Origin of the sequence: Bartonella massiliensis (genome assembly GCF_902150025.1) — a bacterium.
GTDB lineage: Bacteria > Pseudomonadota > Alphaproteobacteria > Rhizobiales > Rhizobiaceae > Bartonella > Bartonella massiliensis.
Map to the genome: position 1 here is coordinate 1 of NZ_CABFVS010000021.1, position 16689 is coordinate 16689.

The window sequence follows — 16689 nt, forward strand, 5'->3', positions numbered from 1 at the left end:
TTTTAGGAGGGTGGGTTTTTAGACATTTAAAATTTTATACTATTTCTGTAAAATACTCTCATTGAATATGTGGTGATAGAAGGTATATGCGTTTTCTTGACGTGTTAAGTGTTGTTAAAGTGCGTGTTGAATATTGAGAGAAAGGTTTGTTTCATAGAACCTTTAGAAAAATAGAATGCCATCCAGTTGTCAATTCACGAGCTTTTTTAAAGAGACATCTCTCAAAATGTACGTCACATCCATTTCACGACGATGTCCATGAATGGTATAATGGTAAAGCCTCCTGAAATAATATAAAATCCATTGAGCATTACCATCTTTGCGCTTGTGAAGGAGCAAGCCGGCGCCATCATACACTTTGCCAGCCTTTGAGTGTTGCAACAGACTTTGCATTGAGACGGTTCATGAAAAGCCATTTTTGTTCCTTTCTTATACAAATTTTATCCACACGCTAATCCCGCTTGTGACGTGCAAGCGGAGAGGTTTTAATTGTTTCAAAATAAACAGATTTTAAATGAGAAAATCTTACGATATTTAAGACTCTCATTCAATATGTAAAAAAGTTAAATATCATTATAAATCAATATCTTGTTCGTTTAATGAATCGCATGAGTGGTTAAAAGGGGGAATTGTGCGATACGAATTCGAGCTTTTGGCAGACGGGTATTGGCTGGATGAGCATGGATTGTGCATCTTCATCTTTTGAGAGCAGGGAGGAAGTAAAAGAGCTTTTCTTTCAGAAGAGATTGTTTCTCTTCGAGAAGGAGTTTTGACATGGTTCTATTAACTTGTTGTGCTCTAAAATACTGTTCGTTAGTGATATAAAGGCTCAGATAAAACTTTATAGCATTTGGGATTTTTTTTATGAGAGTATGCGGTGAATATTAGCTTTCTCATAGAGTTTTAAGGGGGTAGTGTTTCTCATGAAAAACAGAATGCTTTAAAAAGAAGACACTTATGCAGTATGCTTTTTCTTAAAAACATTTTTTAATGCGTCATATCTATTTCGCGATGGTGCGCATGAATACTATAACGGTGAAGTTCTCTGCGCAAAAATATAAAACTCATTGGGCATTATCGCTTTTATGCTTAACACAAGTGCAATCCGGCATTCGTCATATATATTTTGCGAACTTTTAATATTGCGATAATTCTTGGCATGATAGAGCGTGAGGCTTTTGTGTTTTTGATGGTAAAGACACGAAAAACGTTTTTATAGGATCACGCTTCATATTATCGAGCCGAGAATTATATTCCCATTATTTATGAGCTATTTTTCTTGTGAGGGGCAAAAGATATAATTTTGATTAATTAAATAGAAGAAGGCTTAACATGAAATAAACTTGCGGTATTTAAGAATTTTTTTCACTATATAACAATGTAATTATTATTATAAATCAATGCATTATACGCTAGCAAGCAATAAAGTGAGACTTTTAAAGCTTGGTATTAAATTTTTCGTTATGTATTTTTTGTGTTTTCTAGGTAACGTGATCTGTTGTTCGTTTGCACAGGTGGTGATGGGTAAACTGCGCTATTCTTTATTCCTTAGTTGTAGTTTTTTAATGTTTTGTGCATAACTCTTGAACAAACAGACAAGGAAATTATGGTTTTTATAATTGTCTTTTTGCCATTTGCAAAGAATCTTTAAAGGTGAAAGATGCCCCATATTCAATTTGAAAAAATAGCGCTCATAGGGATTGGCTTGATTGGATCTTCTTTAGCAAGAGTGATTAAAAAGAAAAATCTTTCAGCTCAGATTTCTATTGCCACACGTCGTCAAGAAACACTGGAAAGAGCGCGCGAATTGGAACTTGGGGATTTTTATACAACGGATAATGCAAAGGCTGTTGAAGGTGCTGATCTGGTTATTATTTCCGTTCCTGTTGGGGCGAGTGCGGAGGTCGCAGAAACCATTCATAATCATTTAAAGCTAGGGGCGATTGTGAGTGATGTTGGTTCTACAAAAGAATTGGTTATCACAGAAATGGCACCTTTGTTGCCAAAAACAGTTCATTTTATTCCAGGGCATCCTATTGCTGGAACGGAATATTCGGGTCCGGATGCTGGTTTTGCTGATTTATTTATGAATCGCTGGTGTATTTTAACACCTTTTGCAGACAGTGATGCGGCGGCTGTAGCACGATTGACAGCGTTTTGGGAAACTTGTGGGGCGCGTGTCGAAAAGATGGAGCCTAAGCATCATGATCTTGTGTTGGCAATTGTTTCGCATTTGCCACATTTGATTGCGTATAATACCGTCGGGACAGCGAGTGATTTAGAAAAAGTAACAAACTCAGAAGTGATTGCTTATTCCGCTTCTGGTTTTCGTGATTTTACGCGCTTGGCATCTTCTGATCCCGTTATGTGGCGGGATATTTGTTTGCATAATAAAGAGGCTATTTTAGAGATGTTGGGGCGCTTTAGTGAAGGACTTGCTTTTTTAGAACAAGCAATTTGTGTAGGGGACGGTGAAACACTGTTTAATTTTTTTACTCGTACGCGTGCTGTGCGTCGTAATATTATTGATGCAGGGCAGGAAATTGATGCCCCTGATTTTGGGCGGCATAGCGTTTCTAAAGAGGGAACATAAGATAAGAGATTTTTGAATTTTGTGTTGTTATTTTGCTTAATTTTTATCATGCTTTTTGGTCGTAATATCTGTTTTTTTGACTGTTCGTTGTGATGAAGATACAGTTTAAGAGTCTTTAGGCTGATAAGGGGCACTTACCTTTCTCCCCTATCCTGGGCTCTCAAAAGGTTTTTGCCTCCTCATGAGCGGCGTTTGTTTTTTTTGGTGAAAAAAAACCGTATAAAGGAGAGCGAAGTTCATAAGGATATGCTCCCAGTTCAGTTTGTTTTATGATATTGTTTTGCTCATAAAACGTGTTCTTTTGTTGTTTCTTGCGCGTCAACATTTAAATTTCACACAATGGTATATTTGAAATAAATATTAAGATGATTGAGTGTATTTGTTTTTTTAGCTTTTGTATGCCAGTTTGAGGCTGGAGTATGCTATCTGTTTGATTTATCTTTTAACGTGGGAAAATAATTTCATTTGAGAACGATATAAAACAAGTAAAGGTAGAAATTCATTTCCGTCTATTCTTTTTCAATTTAAGCTTTTCAATGTGCAAAAGCATTTATGAGAATATTTTTGCTTTACATTTTTTTGCCTTCTTTTGTTATGTTTTTTATGCCAAAAAACGCTTCAAACAGAAGATATTTTATTGGTAAAATTTTTTGGCTTATTCTTTTCAGTTTTGGGATAGCGTGAGACTTGACCGCATGGATTATTGCCCCTTATATTAAAAAATGTTTGTTTTTAAAGTCTTGATGGTTTTTAGAAAGTGTGAGATAACTGAAAAAGGATGTTACCAGAAAGTATTGAGGTTTGTTAAAAAATATCTTTTGGTGGAGCTATCGTATTTTTGGTGATGCAATAAGTCATTACTGGCGTGATAATGGAAGTGCTTTTGCAAGTCATGTTGCGCTATCGGGGCTTTTAGCATTTTTTCCTTTCTTTATTTTTGGAACATCTTTTGCTCGTTTTCTCGGGGCTTTTACCTATACACCGCAAAAAATTAAAGCATTGGTGCAGTTATTGCCTGATGTTATTGCAGAGCCTTTATCTCAGGAAATTGTCCATGTTTTAACTCTTCATAAAGGAGGTGTGTTGACGCTTTCTGTTATTGGAGCGGCTTATTTTGCTTCTAATGGAATAGAGGCTTTGCGTACGGCTTTAAATAAAGCTTACCGAGTGGCCGACCGACGGAGTTTGTTGTTTTGTCGTTTTCAAAGTTTGTTTTTTGTGATCCTTGGAGCTTTTGGTCTTGTTGTGATGAGCTTTTTATTGATTTTAGCACCTTTGTTGATCAAAATTATGCAAAATCATTCTTTTTTTATGACTGAATATATTGGGATTATTCGTTTATGGCGTTATACAATTGCAGTGGTTGTTTTATTTATCAGTCTTTTGATTGTTCATAAATGGCTTCCAGCAGGGCAGCGGAAATTTATAGATATTTTACCAGGAATCGTGGTGACAATGTTTGTATGGTTTATGGCTTCTCTTGCTTTTGCGCAATATTTAACGATGTTTGATTATATTTCAACCTATGCGGGGTTGGCATCTATTATGGTTGCCATTATCTTTCTTTACATACTAAGTGCAATTTTTATTTTGGGGGGTGAAATAAATGCTGCAATCATGTTTTATCGCAATTATTGGCAATCTCCTTGATGAATGAAAAAACTGTCGATTGTATGAAAGCTAAAAGATGGGGCAAGAAGTAAAACCAGCCATTACTTTGTTGGTTGATGCAGATGCTTGTCCTGTAAAAGCTGAAATTTATCGTGTGATGAATCGCTATCAGCTTAAAACATTTATTGTGGCAAACCGTTTTCTTTCTCTCCCCTGCGAAGAGCTCATTGAAAGAATTATTGTTTCTTATGGGCTTGATAGGGCTGATGATTGGATTGTAGAACATGTGCATGAGGCGAGTATTGTGATAACCAGTGATATCCTTTTAGCTGCACGGGTTGTAAGGTCTGGGGGGTGTTGTCTTTCACCAACGGGGCGTATTTTTGATGCCAATTCAATCGGTCAAGCCTTAGTTATGCGCAATTTGATGGAAAATTTGCGAGAGCAGGGGCATATCACAGGAGGACCACGTCCTTTTTGTGGTAAAGATCGTTCTGCTTTTTTGTCAGCATTGGATTTGACAATCCAACGTTTAAAAAGACGCGGTTATTAGATTTAGGTTATTGTTCTTCTTTCATGACAGCTTTTATAAGTGCTTTAGCATCATCATTAGCCCATGGCGCTGCCCCATTATAAGAAGCAATGAGATAACCATTTTTATCAATGAGAAATGTGATGGGGAGTCCTAAAGCAAGTCCTTGTTTTCTCATATCGTTAAAGATATTCATGGTTTCATCGCGAAAGTAGGCTAAATTATCCGCATGAATATCTTGCAAAAATTGCTGAATTTTTTCAGGGGAAGCGGCTTTATCGATATTAATCGCTATGACATCGAAGTTTTCTCCACCCAATTCGCGTTTTAATTGCGCCAGTTCCGGCATTTCGGTGCGACAAGGCACGCACCAGATAGCCCATAGATTGATGAGTATCGGTTTGCCAGTAAAATCAGCCAGTGTATGATCTTTTCCTTGAATATCCTTAAAAGAAAGATTTTTCATATCTAAGGGCTTATCAGTAAATCGCATGTGAGCAAAAAAGCCGGTTGCGGCTTTTTGAATTGCTATCATTTTTTTGTTTTGGATTTTTTCCGTGTTTTCTTTTGAAAGTGAGTTGGCAAAAGAAGAGGCACTCTTGTCATGATGACTTTTTATTGCGTATAAACTAAAACCAACTAAGATGATAGCAGCAAAAGAAGATACTATGAAGATTTTCCGCTTTTTGTTTTTCTTCTGTGAGCTATTCAAACTTTGAGGAATCATGATTTTTATCCTTTTTATGGGTGTTTTTTAAAAATATGACAGATGAGAAGGTAAAGAACCAAATGTGGGGGGGGCGGTTTATCACAGGATCTGCTGCTGTGATGGAAGAAATTAACGCGTCAATTGATGTTGATCAAAAACTCTATCGGCAAGATATTGAAGGTTCGCTCTCTCATGCTGCGATGTTAGCGCAAACAAAGATTATTTTACAGTCTGATTATGAAAAAATTTCTCATGGTTTAAAAATTATTTTACAAGAAATTGAAGAGGGTACCTTTGTTTTTTCACAAAAGCTTGAAGATATTCATATGAATATTGAAGTGCGGCTTTATGAGTTGATTGGTCCGGTTGCTGGGCGTTTGCATACGGCACGTTCACGCAATGATCAAGTGGCTGTTGATTTGCGGTTATGGGTGCGTGAGGCATTGCAGAAAATAACACAAGCTGTAAAGGAATTGATAAAGCAATTGCTTGCTCTTGCAGAACAACATGTCAATACCTTTATGCCAGGTTTTACGCATTTACAATTGGCTCAACCCGTCACATTGGGCCATTATATGATGGCTTATGTTGAAATGTTTGGTCGCGATTTATCGCGGATGTGTGATGCCATTGAGCGAATGAATGAATCACCTTTGGGGGCTGCTGCTTTGGCAGGAACAAGTTTTCCAATTGATCGCTTTATGACAGCAAAAGCACTTGGGTTTCGGCAACCTACACGCAATTCAATTGATAGTGTTTCTGATCGTGATTTTGCATTGGAATTTTTAAGTGTTGGCGCTCTTTGTGCGATGCATCTTTCGCGGTTAGCAGAAGAAATCATTCTTTGGTCAAGTGAACAGTTTCGTTTTATTCGTTTGTCAGATGCCTTTTCAACGGGTTCATCGATTATGCCACAAAAGAGAAATCCTGATGCGGCAGAGTTGGTACGGGCCAAAGCAGGTCGATTGAATGGAGCGCTCATGGGATTATTAACGGTGATGAAAGGATTACCGCTTGCTTATTCAAAGGATATGCAAGAAGATAAAGAATATGTGTTTGATGCGGCTTTAAGTTTGGAATTATCATTAGCAGCAATGACAGGGATGATTGCTGATTTGGAAGTCAATAAAATAGCCATGAAACAAGCTGCGGATTTTGGGTATGCAACAGCTACAGATTTTGCTGATTGGCTTGTCCGTGAATTAGGGATTCCTTTTCGTGAAGCACATCACATGACAGGGCAAGCTGTAGCATTGGCAGAAAGAAAACAATGTCGCCTTCAGGATTTATCATTAGATGAACTTCAAGCAATTTGTCCTAATATCAATGCGACACTTTTTGATGTTTTGACTGTTGAAAAATCTGTTGAAAGTCGCAAAAGCTTTGGGGGAACAGCACCTTCAGAGGTCCTTTTGCAAATTACCTATTGGAAAAAGCGTCTTATGAGCGTTTGAGTGATTGTATTTTAAAGGTAAAAAGAGACCGAGATTAAGGAAAGAGGACAGATGAAAATTATAGTAAAGGGGTTGATGATTGTCCTTTTTTTGGGCTTTTATGTTGCTGGGTGTGGGCGTAAAGGGTCATTAGAGGCGCCTCCTCTTACAAGCGTGGAAAAGTCTATGCAGGGAACATCTGCTGCTAAAAATGAAAATGATAAACCTTTTATTCTTGATCGTTTGATAAAGTAGGAGGAAAATATGAATTTTTTCTCTTACCATCAAGGTATGCTTCATGCTGAAGGATGTTCGCTTACTGCTCTTGCGCAAGAGGTGGAGACACCTTTTTATTGTTATTCCGCCAATGCATTGGTCACTCATTTTAAGGACTATCAAAAGGCATTTCAAGGAATGCCTAGTCTGATTGCTTATGCGGTTAAAGCTAATTCTAATCAAGCTATTTTACGTCTTTTAGCGGCAAATGGAGCAGGGGCTGATGTGGTTTCAGAAGGTGAATTACGGCGTGCCCTTGCTGTTGGTATTCCGGTGCATCGTATTGTTTATTCTGGTGTTGGTAAAACTGTGAGAGAGATAGATTTTGCTCTTTCTCAGGATATTTATTGTTTTAATGTTGAATCAGAGCCAGAACTTGAACAATTATCGCAACGTGCTGTTGCACTGTCAAAAACAGCGCGTGTTTCATTGCGCATTAATCCAGATGTTGATGCAAAGACTCATAAAAAAATTACAACAGGAAAATCTGAAAATAAATTTGGTATTCCATTGTTGTTGGCAAGAGAAGCTTATAAAAAAGCCGCCTCTTTACCTGGATTACAAGTTTGCGGTATCGATATGCATATTGGCAGTCAAATTTGTGATTTAAAGCCGTTTGAAGAGGCATTCCTTCTTATTGCAGAGTGTGTGCGCCAATTGTGGAGCGATGGTTATGCAATAACGCATATAGATATTGGTGGTGGACTTGGTATTGCTTATGGGTGTGAACCGCATACTATCCCTTCTCCTTTTGATTATGCCGCGTTGGTGAGGAAGTATATTGCTCCTTTAGGGATTAATATTGTTGTGGAGCCGGGGCGTAGCATTGTGGGGCAAGCGGGTGTATTGGTAACCTCTGTTCTCTATTTAAAAAAGGGACAAGGGCGGAATTTTATTATTGTGGATGCGGCGATGAATGATCTGATGCGTCCAACGCTTTATGATGCTTGGCAGAATGTCGTCCTTGTGAAACAAGCAGAAAAAGACGCGTCCCTTATTCGTGCAGATATTGTGGGTTCCGTTTGTGAGACCGGTGATTATTTAGCATTAGATCGCTGTTTGCCGATTTTGGCACCTGGGGATCTTTTGGCAATTACGCAAGCTGGGGCTTATGGTGCTGTGATGGCGAGTACTTATAATAGTCGACTTTTGATCCCAGAAGTTCTCGTTCAAGATACGCGTTATGCGGTTATTCGTCCACGTCTTGATTATGTGCAATTGATAGAATGTGATCATATTCCGGATTGGATTGAACATTCTTAAATGTTTTTGGTCTTATTTCTACTAAACTTTGATGAAACAATTTATTTTCTGGAAATTGTCTTGTATGGCTTTTATGATCTTAATACACCACGGTAAAAGGGGAAAAATGCTTGTTTATGAAAAATAAAAACATCAAGAGCTTTGCAGTAAAGCTTTTGTTTGTGCGCATTTTGATGTGGGGAATCCTTTCATTTGAACGGATATGGGTACGGTTGTTGCCATTTTTCCTCGTTCTTAGTCTCTTTTGTTCGTTTAGCTGGTTGGGGCTTTTTGGCATTTTAGGCTATTGGTCCCATTTGATCTTACTTGGCATTCTGTTTGTTTGTGCGGGGGCGAGTTTATTTTTTCTTATTCGTTTTCGATTTCCCACAATGCGGGAAGTCAATGACCGTCTTGAACGCATCAATGATCTTAGACACCAGCCTTTGAATATTCAGACAGATCATATCTGTTCTGAAAACGCGGAAGATTTTAGTACTGCTATTTGGCGTGAACATCAACGTCGAATGGCAAAACAATTATATCATTTAAAAACTGGATTTATCTCTCTTAATAGCGCGGCTTATGATCCTTTGGCTTTGAGAGCTTTGTGTGTTCTCCTTTTTGTGTGTGCTTTTAGTTTTTCTTTTGGTTCACGAGGGGGGCGTTTGGCTGATGCCTTTGATTTTCGTCCTGTTGTTGATGAAAAATTATTGCGGATTGATGCTTGGGTAAAACCACCTGCTTATACCGGTGTGGCACCGATTTATTTGACAAAAGATGAGAAAACACAACTGGAAATTCCTGAAGGGAGCAATGTGGTTGTGCGTGTTGTCAATGGGGCTGGTGTTGCAGTTAAAGCAAAGTTTGCAGAAGATGGGAGGGAAATTTCTTTTTCACAGAAAACGGAACAAACAGCTTTAAATGATCCAATTGTTCGTTTTGAAACCCATGTAGAGCATTCAATGGATTTGTTTGTCTCGTCACGTCGTAAAAAACAGCAATGGCATTTGCAGATGATTAAGGATGCTTTTCCGACAATTGATTGGCTGGAAAAACCAGGGCGGATTTTAACTGGGTCGTTAGAGTTGCGGTATATGCTGGATGATGATTATGGTGTGACAAAGGCTTATGTTGAAATAGAGCCTCTTTTTCGGAATAAAAATGTTTCTTCTCTTTATAAGGCACCGGAAATAGCGCTTCTTCTTCCACGGGGCGGAAAGGGAAAAATGCGGACCGTGTACGATGTTTCAGCGCATCCATGGGCGGGATCGCAAGTCAAAATTACTTTGGTGGCAGAAGATGGTGCGAGGCAGAAAGGGCGTAGTAAAACTTTTGTTATGACATTACCACAGCGTGTTTTTTCAAATCCTGTTGCGCGTGCTGTAGGTGAGTTGCGTCGTTTACTTGCTCTTGATGCTTCTGCGAAAGAGCGTGTATTGGATATGCTTTTTGCTTTGTTGGTGCGCCCAGAAAAGGGATTGCAAAATGCGACGCATTTTCTTGTTCTACAAAGTGCGTGGACAAGGCTTTCTTTGGCAGAAACAGAAGAGGATTTGCGCGGTGTGGTGGATTATTTATGGCAGATTGCTGTGGGGATTGAAGGCAATCAGCTTGAATCTGCGCAAAAACAATTAAAACAAGCACAAGCCGCTTTACGAGATGCACTGCGATATGGTGCTCCAGCGGCAGAAATCGAACGGCTTATGGAAGATTTACGGCAAGCTATGGCTAATTATATTCAAGCTTTGGCTGAAAAAGCACCAGATAGTCAAGTTTCTAAAAATTCTAAAGGCTCAAAAAGCTCAAAAAGTCCTCATCTTTCTGAAGGTACATTACAAGAAAAGCTTGATCTTATTGAGGAAATGGCAAAAACGGGTTCTTCTTTAGCTGCTGAACAGCTCTTGGCGGAAGTTGAACAGACGCTTGATCATTTGCGTGTGCAAAAAGGCAATCAAAATGAGGGAGAAAAAAGCCAATCTGCACAAATGAAAGAAAAGCTGGACCAACTTGGCGATTTAATGCGTCGTCAGCAAGAAATTCTCAATGAAACACATCAGCTGGAGATGGAACAAAAACGCGGAGAAAATGTACCAGAAAAACAAAAACAATCTTTAAGAAAGCGTCAGGCTAAATTGCAGTCTGAATTATCAACTTTAGAAAAAGAATTATCAGAACAGGGATTTGAAACGGGTGATGCATTGAAAAAAGCAGAAGAAAAAATGAATTCTGCAAAGGATGATCTTGATCAGGAAAATCATCAGGCATCTATACAAAATCAGTCTGATGCTTTGGAATCTTTACGGAAAGGTGCGCAAAGTGTTTTGAAGAAAATGCGTGAAACACTCAAAGAAACAGGAGATGATCAAAACGCTGATTCTGATCCGAAAGATCCGTTAGGACGTCCACTTTCTTCAAAAACAGATGAAGGACAAAAAGGTGAGGCACTTCCGCAAGAAAGTGATCAAATGCGTACGCGACAAATTTTAGATGAAATTCGCAAACGTTTGGGTAAGGAGCATATTCCAAAAGCAGAAAAAAACTATCTTGAAAGATTGCTTCATTTTAATTAACCAATGATTGGCTTTTTTCTTAATTGATATCAGAAATAGTGTATGAGAAACTTTTATGGAGTTTACGCTCCAAAGAAAATGATTAAAGCGCTTTTAATGCAATAATCATCCTATTTTACAGCTTTTTTGATCATTTAAGTTTAAAAGGTGAAAGATTAAAATGTTCGCTATTGCGGAGAAAGAGCAGAAGTCCATATAGGTTTAGTATATGAAAACCTGTAATATTTAAAGTTTTTTTCTACATGGTATGTTGAGTTGGATATTGTCACACTGAAAGATTTTTATACTTCTGCACTTGGACTGCGTCTGCAAAAGACGCTGTGTAACCAATTGAATTTGTGGTGGCCCGATCTTATGGATAAGCGCGTTATGGGGTTGGGCTATGCACTTCCTTATCTTTCTGCATTGCGTGAACGTACCCAACAATGTTTTGCTTTTATGCCAGCAGCACAAGGTGCTTCATCTTGGCCCTGTGCTGATAAAGTTGCTACAGCGCTTGTTTTTGAAGAAGATTTACCGCTTCCTGATGCGTCAATTGATTGTATTTTATTGGTCCATGCATTAGAATACACAGAAGATTCATTTGAAACGTTGAATGAAATATGGCGTGTTTTAACTCCCAATGGCCACTTGATCGTTATTGTTCCTAATCGCTCTGGATTTTGGGCGCGCAATACGACCACACCTTTTGGTTATGGCGAACCCTATAGTCGGCAACAGATTACTCGTTTGTTTGAAAAAACAAACTTTGTTTGTGGGCCCATACAAGAAATTGTCCATTATATGCCCTCTGCAGGTTATGTTTCACGTGTATTTTCATTTTTTTATGAACCATTTGCACGCCATCTTTTACCTTATTTTGGTGGGCTTCTAATGTGTCAGGCACAAAAACGTGTTTATCAAGGTTTGTTGGTACAGCGTCGTCAGTCGCGGCGTATTTTTATTCCTGCTTTATCACCGCAGACAAGAAATATTTTAATTTATAAAGATCATTAATCATTTTGCCATTGGCATAAGAATTACTCATATGGGGAGCATTCTCTTACTTAAAATTTTTGCATTCACAAAATGTTCGTTTGCACATTAGACAATATACAATGGGATTGGCATATGAACAAAAAATCTCAAGGATCAATAGATTGAGTCATCTTTAATGAATCGTGGTAATATTCTGAGTGAGAAAAATGTTGGGCTCTTTGTTAAGTGTAAAAATGGTCATGTCCAATGAAGTTTTCATAATATGATGAATAAATACCGTGAAATGAATTTGGCAGAAACTTTAAAGGAAAGAATATTCTTTCAATGGTTTTCTATCGTCCTATGAGGATAAATCAAAAGGTCTTATAAAATCTCTGCTTTATCTTTACAGTGTGGAGACTTTAAAGCACTTTGGACAAGATAAAAGCTTTGTTTATAATCTTAAATAATTTTTTAATTATGAGAAGATTATTTTTGAATAATACGCCATGTTTTTTAATGGATTTTTATTATATAATATATTGATTTATATGATTATTTAGTGTTATAAGTGTCTCTGAATATCGTAAGATTTTTTCATTTAAAATTTTTCTCATATTGAATCAAACAAAATCATTTGTTTGTATGTCATAAGTGGGAGAGTCCGTGTGGGTAAAAATTGTAAAAGGAAGGTCATACTTCTTATGGATTGTTTTAACTGTTAAGGGTCGTAAGGACTTCGCGACATTTTAGAGCAGCTCCAGGTGTGTGATGGTGCTCACTTGCTCTTTTATTAGGGGTTGTATTGCCAAAATAAGCGTAAAGATGGTTGTGTTCAATGGCTTTATAGTTAGGATAACACTGAGCATTATATCATTTAATTATACGATCTCTTAAGAGGAGACAAGTAAGGGAATAGAGGAAAAATATCTCTCAATTTAGGCTCGTAAATGTGTGATAAAGTCATAGGGAAGCGGTATATTAAAAAATAATTATGAATATCAATAGGCTATCGAGGATGATTATGGTAAAGAATATGTAAAATATTTATGGTTTTTGTCTGCTCAAGATATTGATTTATAAGGATAAATTAGTGTCATTCAAATTGAATGAGAGCCTCGAAAATTGTAAGATTTTTTTCTTTTAAATCTATATCTTGAATCAAGAAAAATTATTCCTTACAACTTCACAAGTTGAATTTGGTGTATGGATAAAGCTATTGAAGAAAAGAATAAAGATATCTCTCATGTAACTCCGCGAGTTCTGAAGGCGATTGTAATATTGAAAGTTCGTGATGGTATGATGGTACTGATTTTGTTTTCAGTGAATAACTTGAAGAGCACTAATAATGCGGATTCAAAGTTGCTATTTTGAAGTATCTTGTGAAGCTTTAAAGTATTTTAGTTATTCGGTTGTTTTTTTTCGCTGGAGTGTTTCCGTTATTCATAGCAGAGGGTTCGTGTATTTTATCATAAGGGTCTTGAGAGCAAAAATCATTTAAGGTACCTAAATATATTTCATTATGATAACTCATGAATGGTATAATGTGAAAGTTTTAGTAAAGTTTATCAAGCTATAGAACCCACCCATTTTCATGTTTATGGAGGGATAAGTCTGCAGCAGCATATTTATTCATTGTCAATATCACGATCGCTTATGGCGCTTAAAAGTATTCGTGAGAGAAATTTTTATTTTTTCTTTAATCATTTGTTCTCTCTACGCGCACTCTATTTGTAATGCGTAAAAAAGTCGCTTTGATTGATTCCATTATAAGAGAGTTGAAATGAAAGAATATCACGATATTGAGAGGCTCTCATTCAATTTAAAATAATCATAAATATAAATATATTATAAGTAATTCTATAGCATTATTTAAATTGTATGTGCGTATTTTTTTCATCTCGTTGGTATTTTAATGTAAAGAAAAATTGAGAATATTCTTACTTTTAAAGACACTCAATATCGAATTAGAGGTTTAAACGATAACCATTTTGATCTGTCATAAGAATCTGTGCGTTAGAGGGATCTTTTTCGATTTTTTGTCGTAAACGATAGATATGGGTTTCTAAAGTATGGGTGATAATGTTTTCATTATACCCCCAAACTTGTTCTAATAATGTTTCACGGCTGACAATTTTATCATTGGCATAATAAAGGCATTCGAGAATAGCAGCTTCTTTTTCTGTGAGACGGATTTTATTACTGTTTTGATCAAGAAGGAGTTTTTTTCTTAGTTTAAAAGTATAGGGACCAATATGAAAGGTTGTATCTTCATTTTGTTCATATTGGCGCAATTGTGCTCGAATTCGTGCTAATAACACTGCAAAGCGAAAGGGTTTTGTCACATAATCATTGGCGCCTGTTTCAAGACCTAAAATGGTATCGCAGTCTGTATCATTATTGGTTATCATGATAATGGGGGCACGAAATTCTTGGGTGCGTAATTGTTGAACGGCTTGGCGACCATCAAGATCAGGAAGCTCAAGCCCCAAAATGGCGAGATCAATATTTTCTTCTTGAATTATTTGCATTCCCCTTTCAGCTGTTTTGGCTTGGAAAACTTCAAATTCTTGATGCATTTGCAATTGTTCTACCAAAATGGGGCGTAGATCATCATCTTCAACGATTAAAAGAGTATAGTTGTTCATGTTTTCCCTTATAGGCATGCTGATGCACACTGATTGGTAAAGAGTAATTTTATGAAAAATGAGTTGTCATGCAAGAACAATTAAAAGAGGAAAGTTAAAAAAAATCTCTAAAAAATGAACTTTTATCATTTCTATGGTGCTTACCAAAAAGAATATATATTTTTCATTTATAGAATATTTATAGATTAAAAGCATTTTTTATACTTTTGGGTGTGTTTTTTCCAGCTTCCAATATTGCGACAGACTTTGGTATTTAAGACGGTTCATGAAAAGCCATTTTTAGTTCTTTCTTCTATAGTTTTTACCCACACACCAACCCTGCTTGTGACGTGCAAGAAAGTGATTTTGATTGATTGACGATAAACAGATTTGAAACGAGTGAACCTTACGTTATTCGGGGTTCTCATTCAAGTTAAATAACGCTATATTATCATTATAAATCAATATGTTATCTTTACAATTAAGCACCACCATCTTTACGCTTATAGAGCAACACGTCGGCACCATCATATATTGGGGCTTGCTCTAAAATGTTGCTATATCCTTGGTATTTAAGATAATTTATAAGAGGTATACTCTTTCTTTCATGTTTTTTATCTACGCAGGCTTTTTTGTTTTTAACGTGTAAAAGACATGATTTTGATTACCTCAACAAGAGGTTTGAAATGAGAGAAATCCTATGGCACCAGAAGTTCTAATCCAATATACAAAACAATGAATATTTTTTATAAACCAATGTGATATAAATCAATATGATGCGTTTTTAAGCATGAAGCGAACTGTGCAATACCTAGCACAGATACATGGTTTAAGAGAATTTCATTGTTATCTTTATTGTTTTTTTCGTTGCATTTGTATGTGAAGTGGTTGGTATTGTGCTCGTGGTGTTGTCCATTATAATTGTTGAAGAAGCCTTACCTTGAGCTATGCTAAAGAAGATGCACCATAAAGAGAATGTTTGTGCAATTTGGGGAGGCTATATTGAGAAAGGGTGCAGAGTAAAAAATAACAAGGACGCGTATATGAGCATGAGACCCCGTAAGGGGATGTGCTGCTCTTGTCCTTTTGCACGATGAAGCACTGTTTGATATGAGTTAATGAATAAAAACTATTGTTTTAAAATCAAAGTATTTCCTTTTTAAGGTTGCCCATCAAACACACTTCTTTCCATTCATCTTCTGTCACAGGTTGTACTGATAAGCGGCTGGCATTAACCAACACCATATTGGCTAGTTTGGGATTGGCTTTAATTTGTTTTAATGAAACAGGTGTTGGCATGTCACAAAGTGCGCGGATATCCACACATTCCCAGCGTGGATCAGAGGTTGTAGAATCAGGGTGTGCTTCAGCACATATTTCTACAATGCCTACAATTTCTAAGCCTTTATTTGAGTGATAAAAAAAACCTTTATCGCCATATTTCATGGTACGCATATTATTACGGGCTTGATAATTGCGGACACCATCCCATTGTTCACCATCAGCTCCTTTTTTCTTTTGCATCTCCCATGACCATTTATGGGGTTCAGATTTAAAAAGCCAATAAGCCATGCGTTCACCTTTTTCATAGATTGTTATGCATTCATCATGCGCATTTTTATAAGCACCTTTATAACATCATCAATGATGATTTTTAAAATGCGGTAAAGAACGGGCACTATCTGTTTTTTGTTTCAAAATAATTTGTAATAAAAGAATATGTTATCATTGATAATGGAGATAAAGATACTTTTTATCGTTTAGCGGAAAAATATATCAAAAATAGATTATAAAGTGTTCACTCATGTGGAAGCTTAATCATTTTTCGGGCTATAATTCGAAAAGCAATCATTAGAGGCGCATTACGTTAGAAAAAATTTAGCAAGAAAATTGGTTTTGAAAAGTGACGATAATGGTCTGTGAAATAAATAGATGATCAAAGATGGACATGTCAAAAGATGGTTTCATATCTATGTTTCGTGGGAGAGAGTAGATCTTATGATGCCAATACTGTCATTTGAGGTTTGATGGTATCAATATATTAATGCGTTGTTTATCATGATAATTGAATTAGAGAGTTGAAAATCGTGGGATCTTTTTAGCGCAAAGGATTCTTTTAGCACAAATCCTCTTATA

At 36.7% G+C, this 16689-nt stretch carries 12 protein-coding genes; 8 read left to right on the forward strand and 4 right to left on the reverse strand.

Features of this window, described 5'->3' with window-relative positions:
- Nucleotides 1–189: 189 nt before the first annotated feature.
- Nucleotides 190–393: a DUF4102 domain-containing protein gene (locus tag FNZ60_RS05400; protein ID WP_246054719.1), complete on the reverse strand. Its 204-nt coding sequence runs from the start codon at nucleotides 391–393 to the stop codon at nucleotides 190–192.
- Between the two features lie 1267 nt (nucleotides 394–1660).
- Here FNZ60_RS05400 and FNZ60_RS05405 point away from each other — a divergent pair.
- The 3 genes from FNZ60_RS05405 (at nucleotide 1661) to FNZ60_RS05415 (ending at nucleotide 4757) form a co-directional block, all read left to right on the forward strand.
- On the forward strand, nucleotides 1661–2593 hold the full coding sequence (locus FNZ60_RS05405; RefSeq protein WP_142416647.1) for a prephenate/arogenate dehydrogenase family protein: 933 nt from the start codon (nucleotides 1661–1663) through the stop codon (nucleotides 2591–2593).
- A gap of 801 nt (nucleotides 2594–3394) precedes the next feature.
- Entirely contained in the window at nucleotides 3395–4243 is an 849-nt protein-coding gene (locus FNZ60_RS05410) for a YihY/virulence factor BrkB family protein (RefSeq protein ID WP_142416648.1), read from the forward strand.
- A 37-nt stretch (nucleotides 4244–4280) separates the two neighbouring features.
- Nucleotides 4281–4757: a YaiI/YqxD family protein gene (locus FNZ60_RS05415; protein ID WP_142416649.1), complete on the forward strand. Its 477-nt coding sequence runs from the start codon at nucleotides 4281–4283 to the stop codon at nucleotides 4755–4757.
- 7 nt (nucleotides 4758–4764) lie between these two features.
- On the opposite strand, the gene FNZ60_RS05420 is transcribed toward FNZ60_RS05415, so the two are convergent.
- Nucleotides 4765–5463 (reverse strand): TlpA family protein disulfide reductase, encoded by a 699-nt coding sequence (locus FNZ60_RS05420; RefSeq protein WP_142416650.1) that lies wholly within the window; start codon nucleotides 5461–5463, stop codon nucleotides 4765–4767.
- 35 nt (nucleotides 5464–5498) lie between these two features.
- Here FNZ60_RS05420 and argH point away from each other — a divergent pair, with 35 nt between their 5' ends.
- The 5 genes from argH (at nucleotide 5499) to FNZ60_RS05445 (ending at nucleotide 11965) form a co-directional block, all read left to right on the forward strand.
- On the forward strand, nucleotides 5499–6899 hold the full coding sequence (gene argH, locus FNZ60_RS05425; RefSeq protein WP_142416651.1) for an argininosuccinate lyase: 1401 nt from the start codon (nucleotides 5499–5501) through the stop codon (nucleotides 6897–6899).
- A 51-nt stretch (nucleotides 6900–6950) separates the two neighbouring features.
- Nucleotides 6951–7133 carry a lipoprotein gene (locus FNZ60_RS05430; protein WP_142416652.1) on the forward strand — a complete coding sequence of 61 codons (183 nt, stop codon included), beginning with the start codon at nucleotides 6951–6953 and terminating at the stop codon, nucleotides 7131–7133.
- A gap of 9 nt (nucleotides 7134–7142) precedes the next feature.
- Nucleotides 7143–8417, forward strand: coding sequence for a diaminopimelate decarboxylase (lysA, locus tag FNZ60_RS05435; RefSeq protein WP_142416653.1), 1275 nt, complete (start codon nucleotides 7143–7145; stop codon nucleotides 8415–8417).
- Between the two features lie 116 nt (nucleotides 8418–8533).
- Nucleotides 8534–10969, forward strand: a complete 2436-nt coding sequence (locus tag FNZ60_RS05440; RefSeq protein WP_142416654.1) for a TIGR02302 family protein — start codon at nucleotides 8534–8536, stop codon at nucleotides 10967–10969.
- A 255-nt stretch (nucleotides 10970–11224) separates the two neighbouring features.
- Nucleotides 11225–11965, forward strand: a complete 741-nt coding sequence (locus tag FNZ60_RS05445; protein ID WP_142416655.1) for a class I SAM-dependent methyltransferase — start codon at nucleotides 11225–11227, stop codon at nucleotides 11963–11965.
- Nucleotides 11966–13893: 1928 nt separating this feature from the next.
- Here the strand turns inward: FNZ60_RS05445 and FNZ60_RS05450 are convergent.
- Nucleotides 13894–14574, reverse strand: coding sequence for a response regulator transcription factor (locus FNZ60_RS05450; protein WP_142416656.1), 681 nt, complete (start codon nucleotides 14572–14574; stop codon nucleotides 13894–13896).
- A gap of 1122 nt (nucleotides 14575–15696) precedes the next feature.
- Nucleotides 15697–16125: an EVE domain-containing protein gene (locus FNZ60_RS05455; RefSeq protein WP_142416657.1), complete on the reverse strand. Its 429-nt coding sequence runs from the start codon at nucleotides 16123–16125 to the stop codon at nucleotides 15697–15699.
- Nucleotides 16126–16689: the final 564 nt, after the last annotated feature.

What these genes read in the sequence shown, in the direction of transcription:
- lysA (WP_142416653.1), top strand. Translation starts at nt 7,143, where the DNA reads ATGAATTTTTTCTCTTACCATCAAGGTATGCTTCATGCTGAAGGATGT.
- FNZ60_RS05420 (WP_142416650.1), bottom strand. Translation starts at nt 5,463, where the DNA reads ATGATTCCTCAAAGTTTGAATAGCTCACAGAAGAAAAACAAAAAGCGG.
- FNZ60_RS05400 (WP_246054719.1), bottom strand. Translation starts at nt 393, where the DNA reads ATGCAAAGTCTGTTGCAACACTCAAAGGCTGGCAAAGTGTATGATGGC.
- FNZ60_RS05415 (WP_142416649.1), top strand. Translation starts at nt 4,281, where the DNA reads ATGGGGCAAGAAGTAAAACCAGCCATTACTTTGTTGGTTGATGCAGAT.
- FNZ60_RS05405 (WP_142416647.1), top strand. Translation starts at nt 1,661, where the DNA reads ATGCCCCATATTCAATTTGAAAAAATAGCGCTCATAGGGATTGGCTTG.
- FNZ60_RS05455 (WP_142416657.1), bottom strand. Translation starts at nt 16,125, where the DNA reads ATGGCTTATTGGCTTTTTAAATCTGAACCCCATAAATGGTCATGGGAG.
- argH (WP_142416651.1), top strand. Translation starts at nt 5,499, where the DNA reads ATGACAGATGAGAAGGTAAAGAACCAAATGTGGGGGGGGCGGTTTATC.
- FNZ60_RS05440 (WP_142416654.1), top strand. Translation starts at nt 8,534, where the DNA reads ATGAAAAATAAAAACATCAAGAGCTTTGCAGTAAAGCTTTTGTTTGTG.
- FNZ60_RS05450 (WP_142416656.1), bottom strand. Translation starts at nt 14,574, where the DNA reads ATGAACAACTATACTCTTTTAATCGTTGAAGATGATGATCTACGCCCC.
- FNZ60_RS05430 (WP_142416652.1), top strand. Translation starts at nt 6,951, where the DNA reads ATGAAAATTATAGTAAAGGGGTTGATGATTGTCCTTTTTTTGGGCTTT.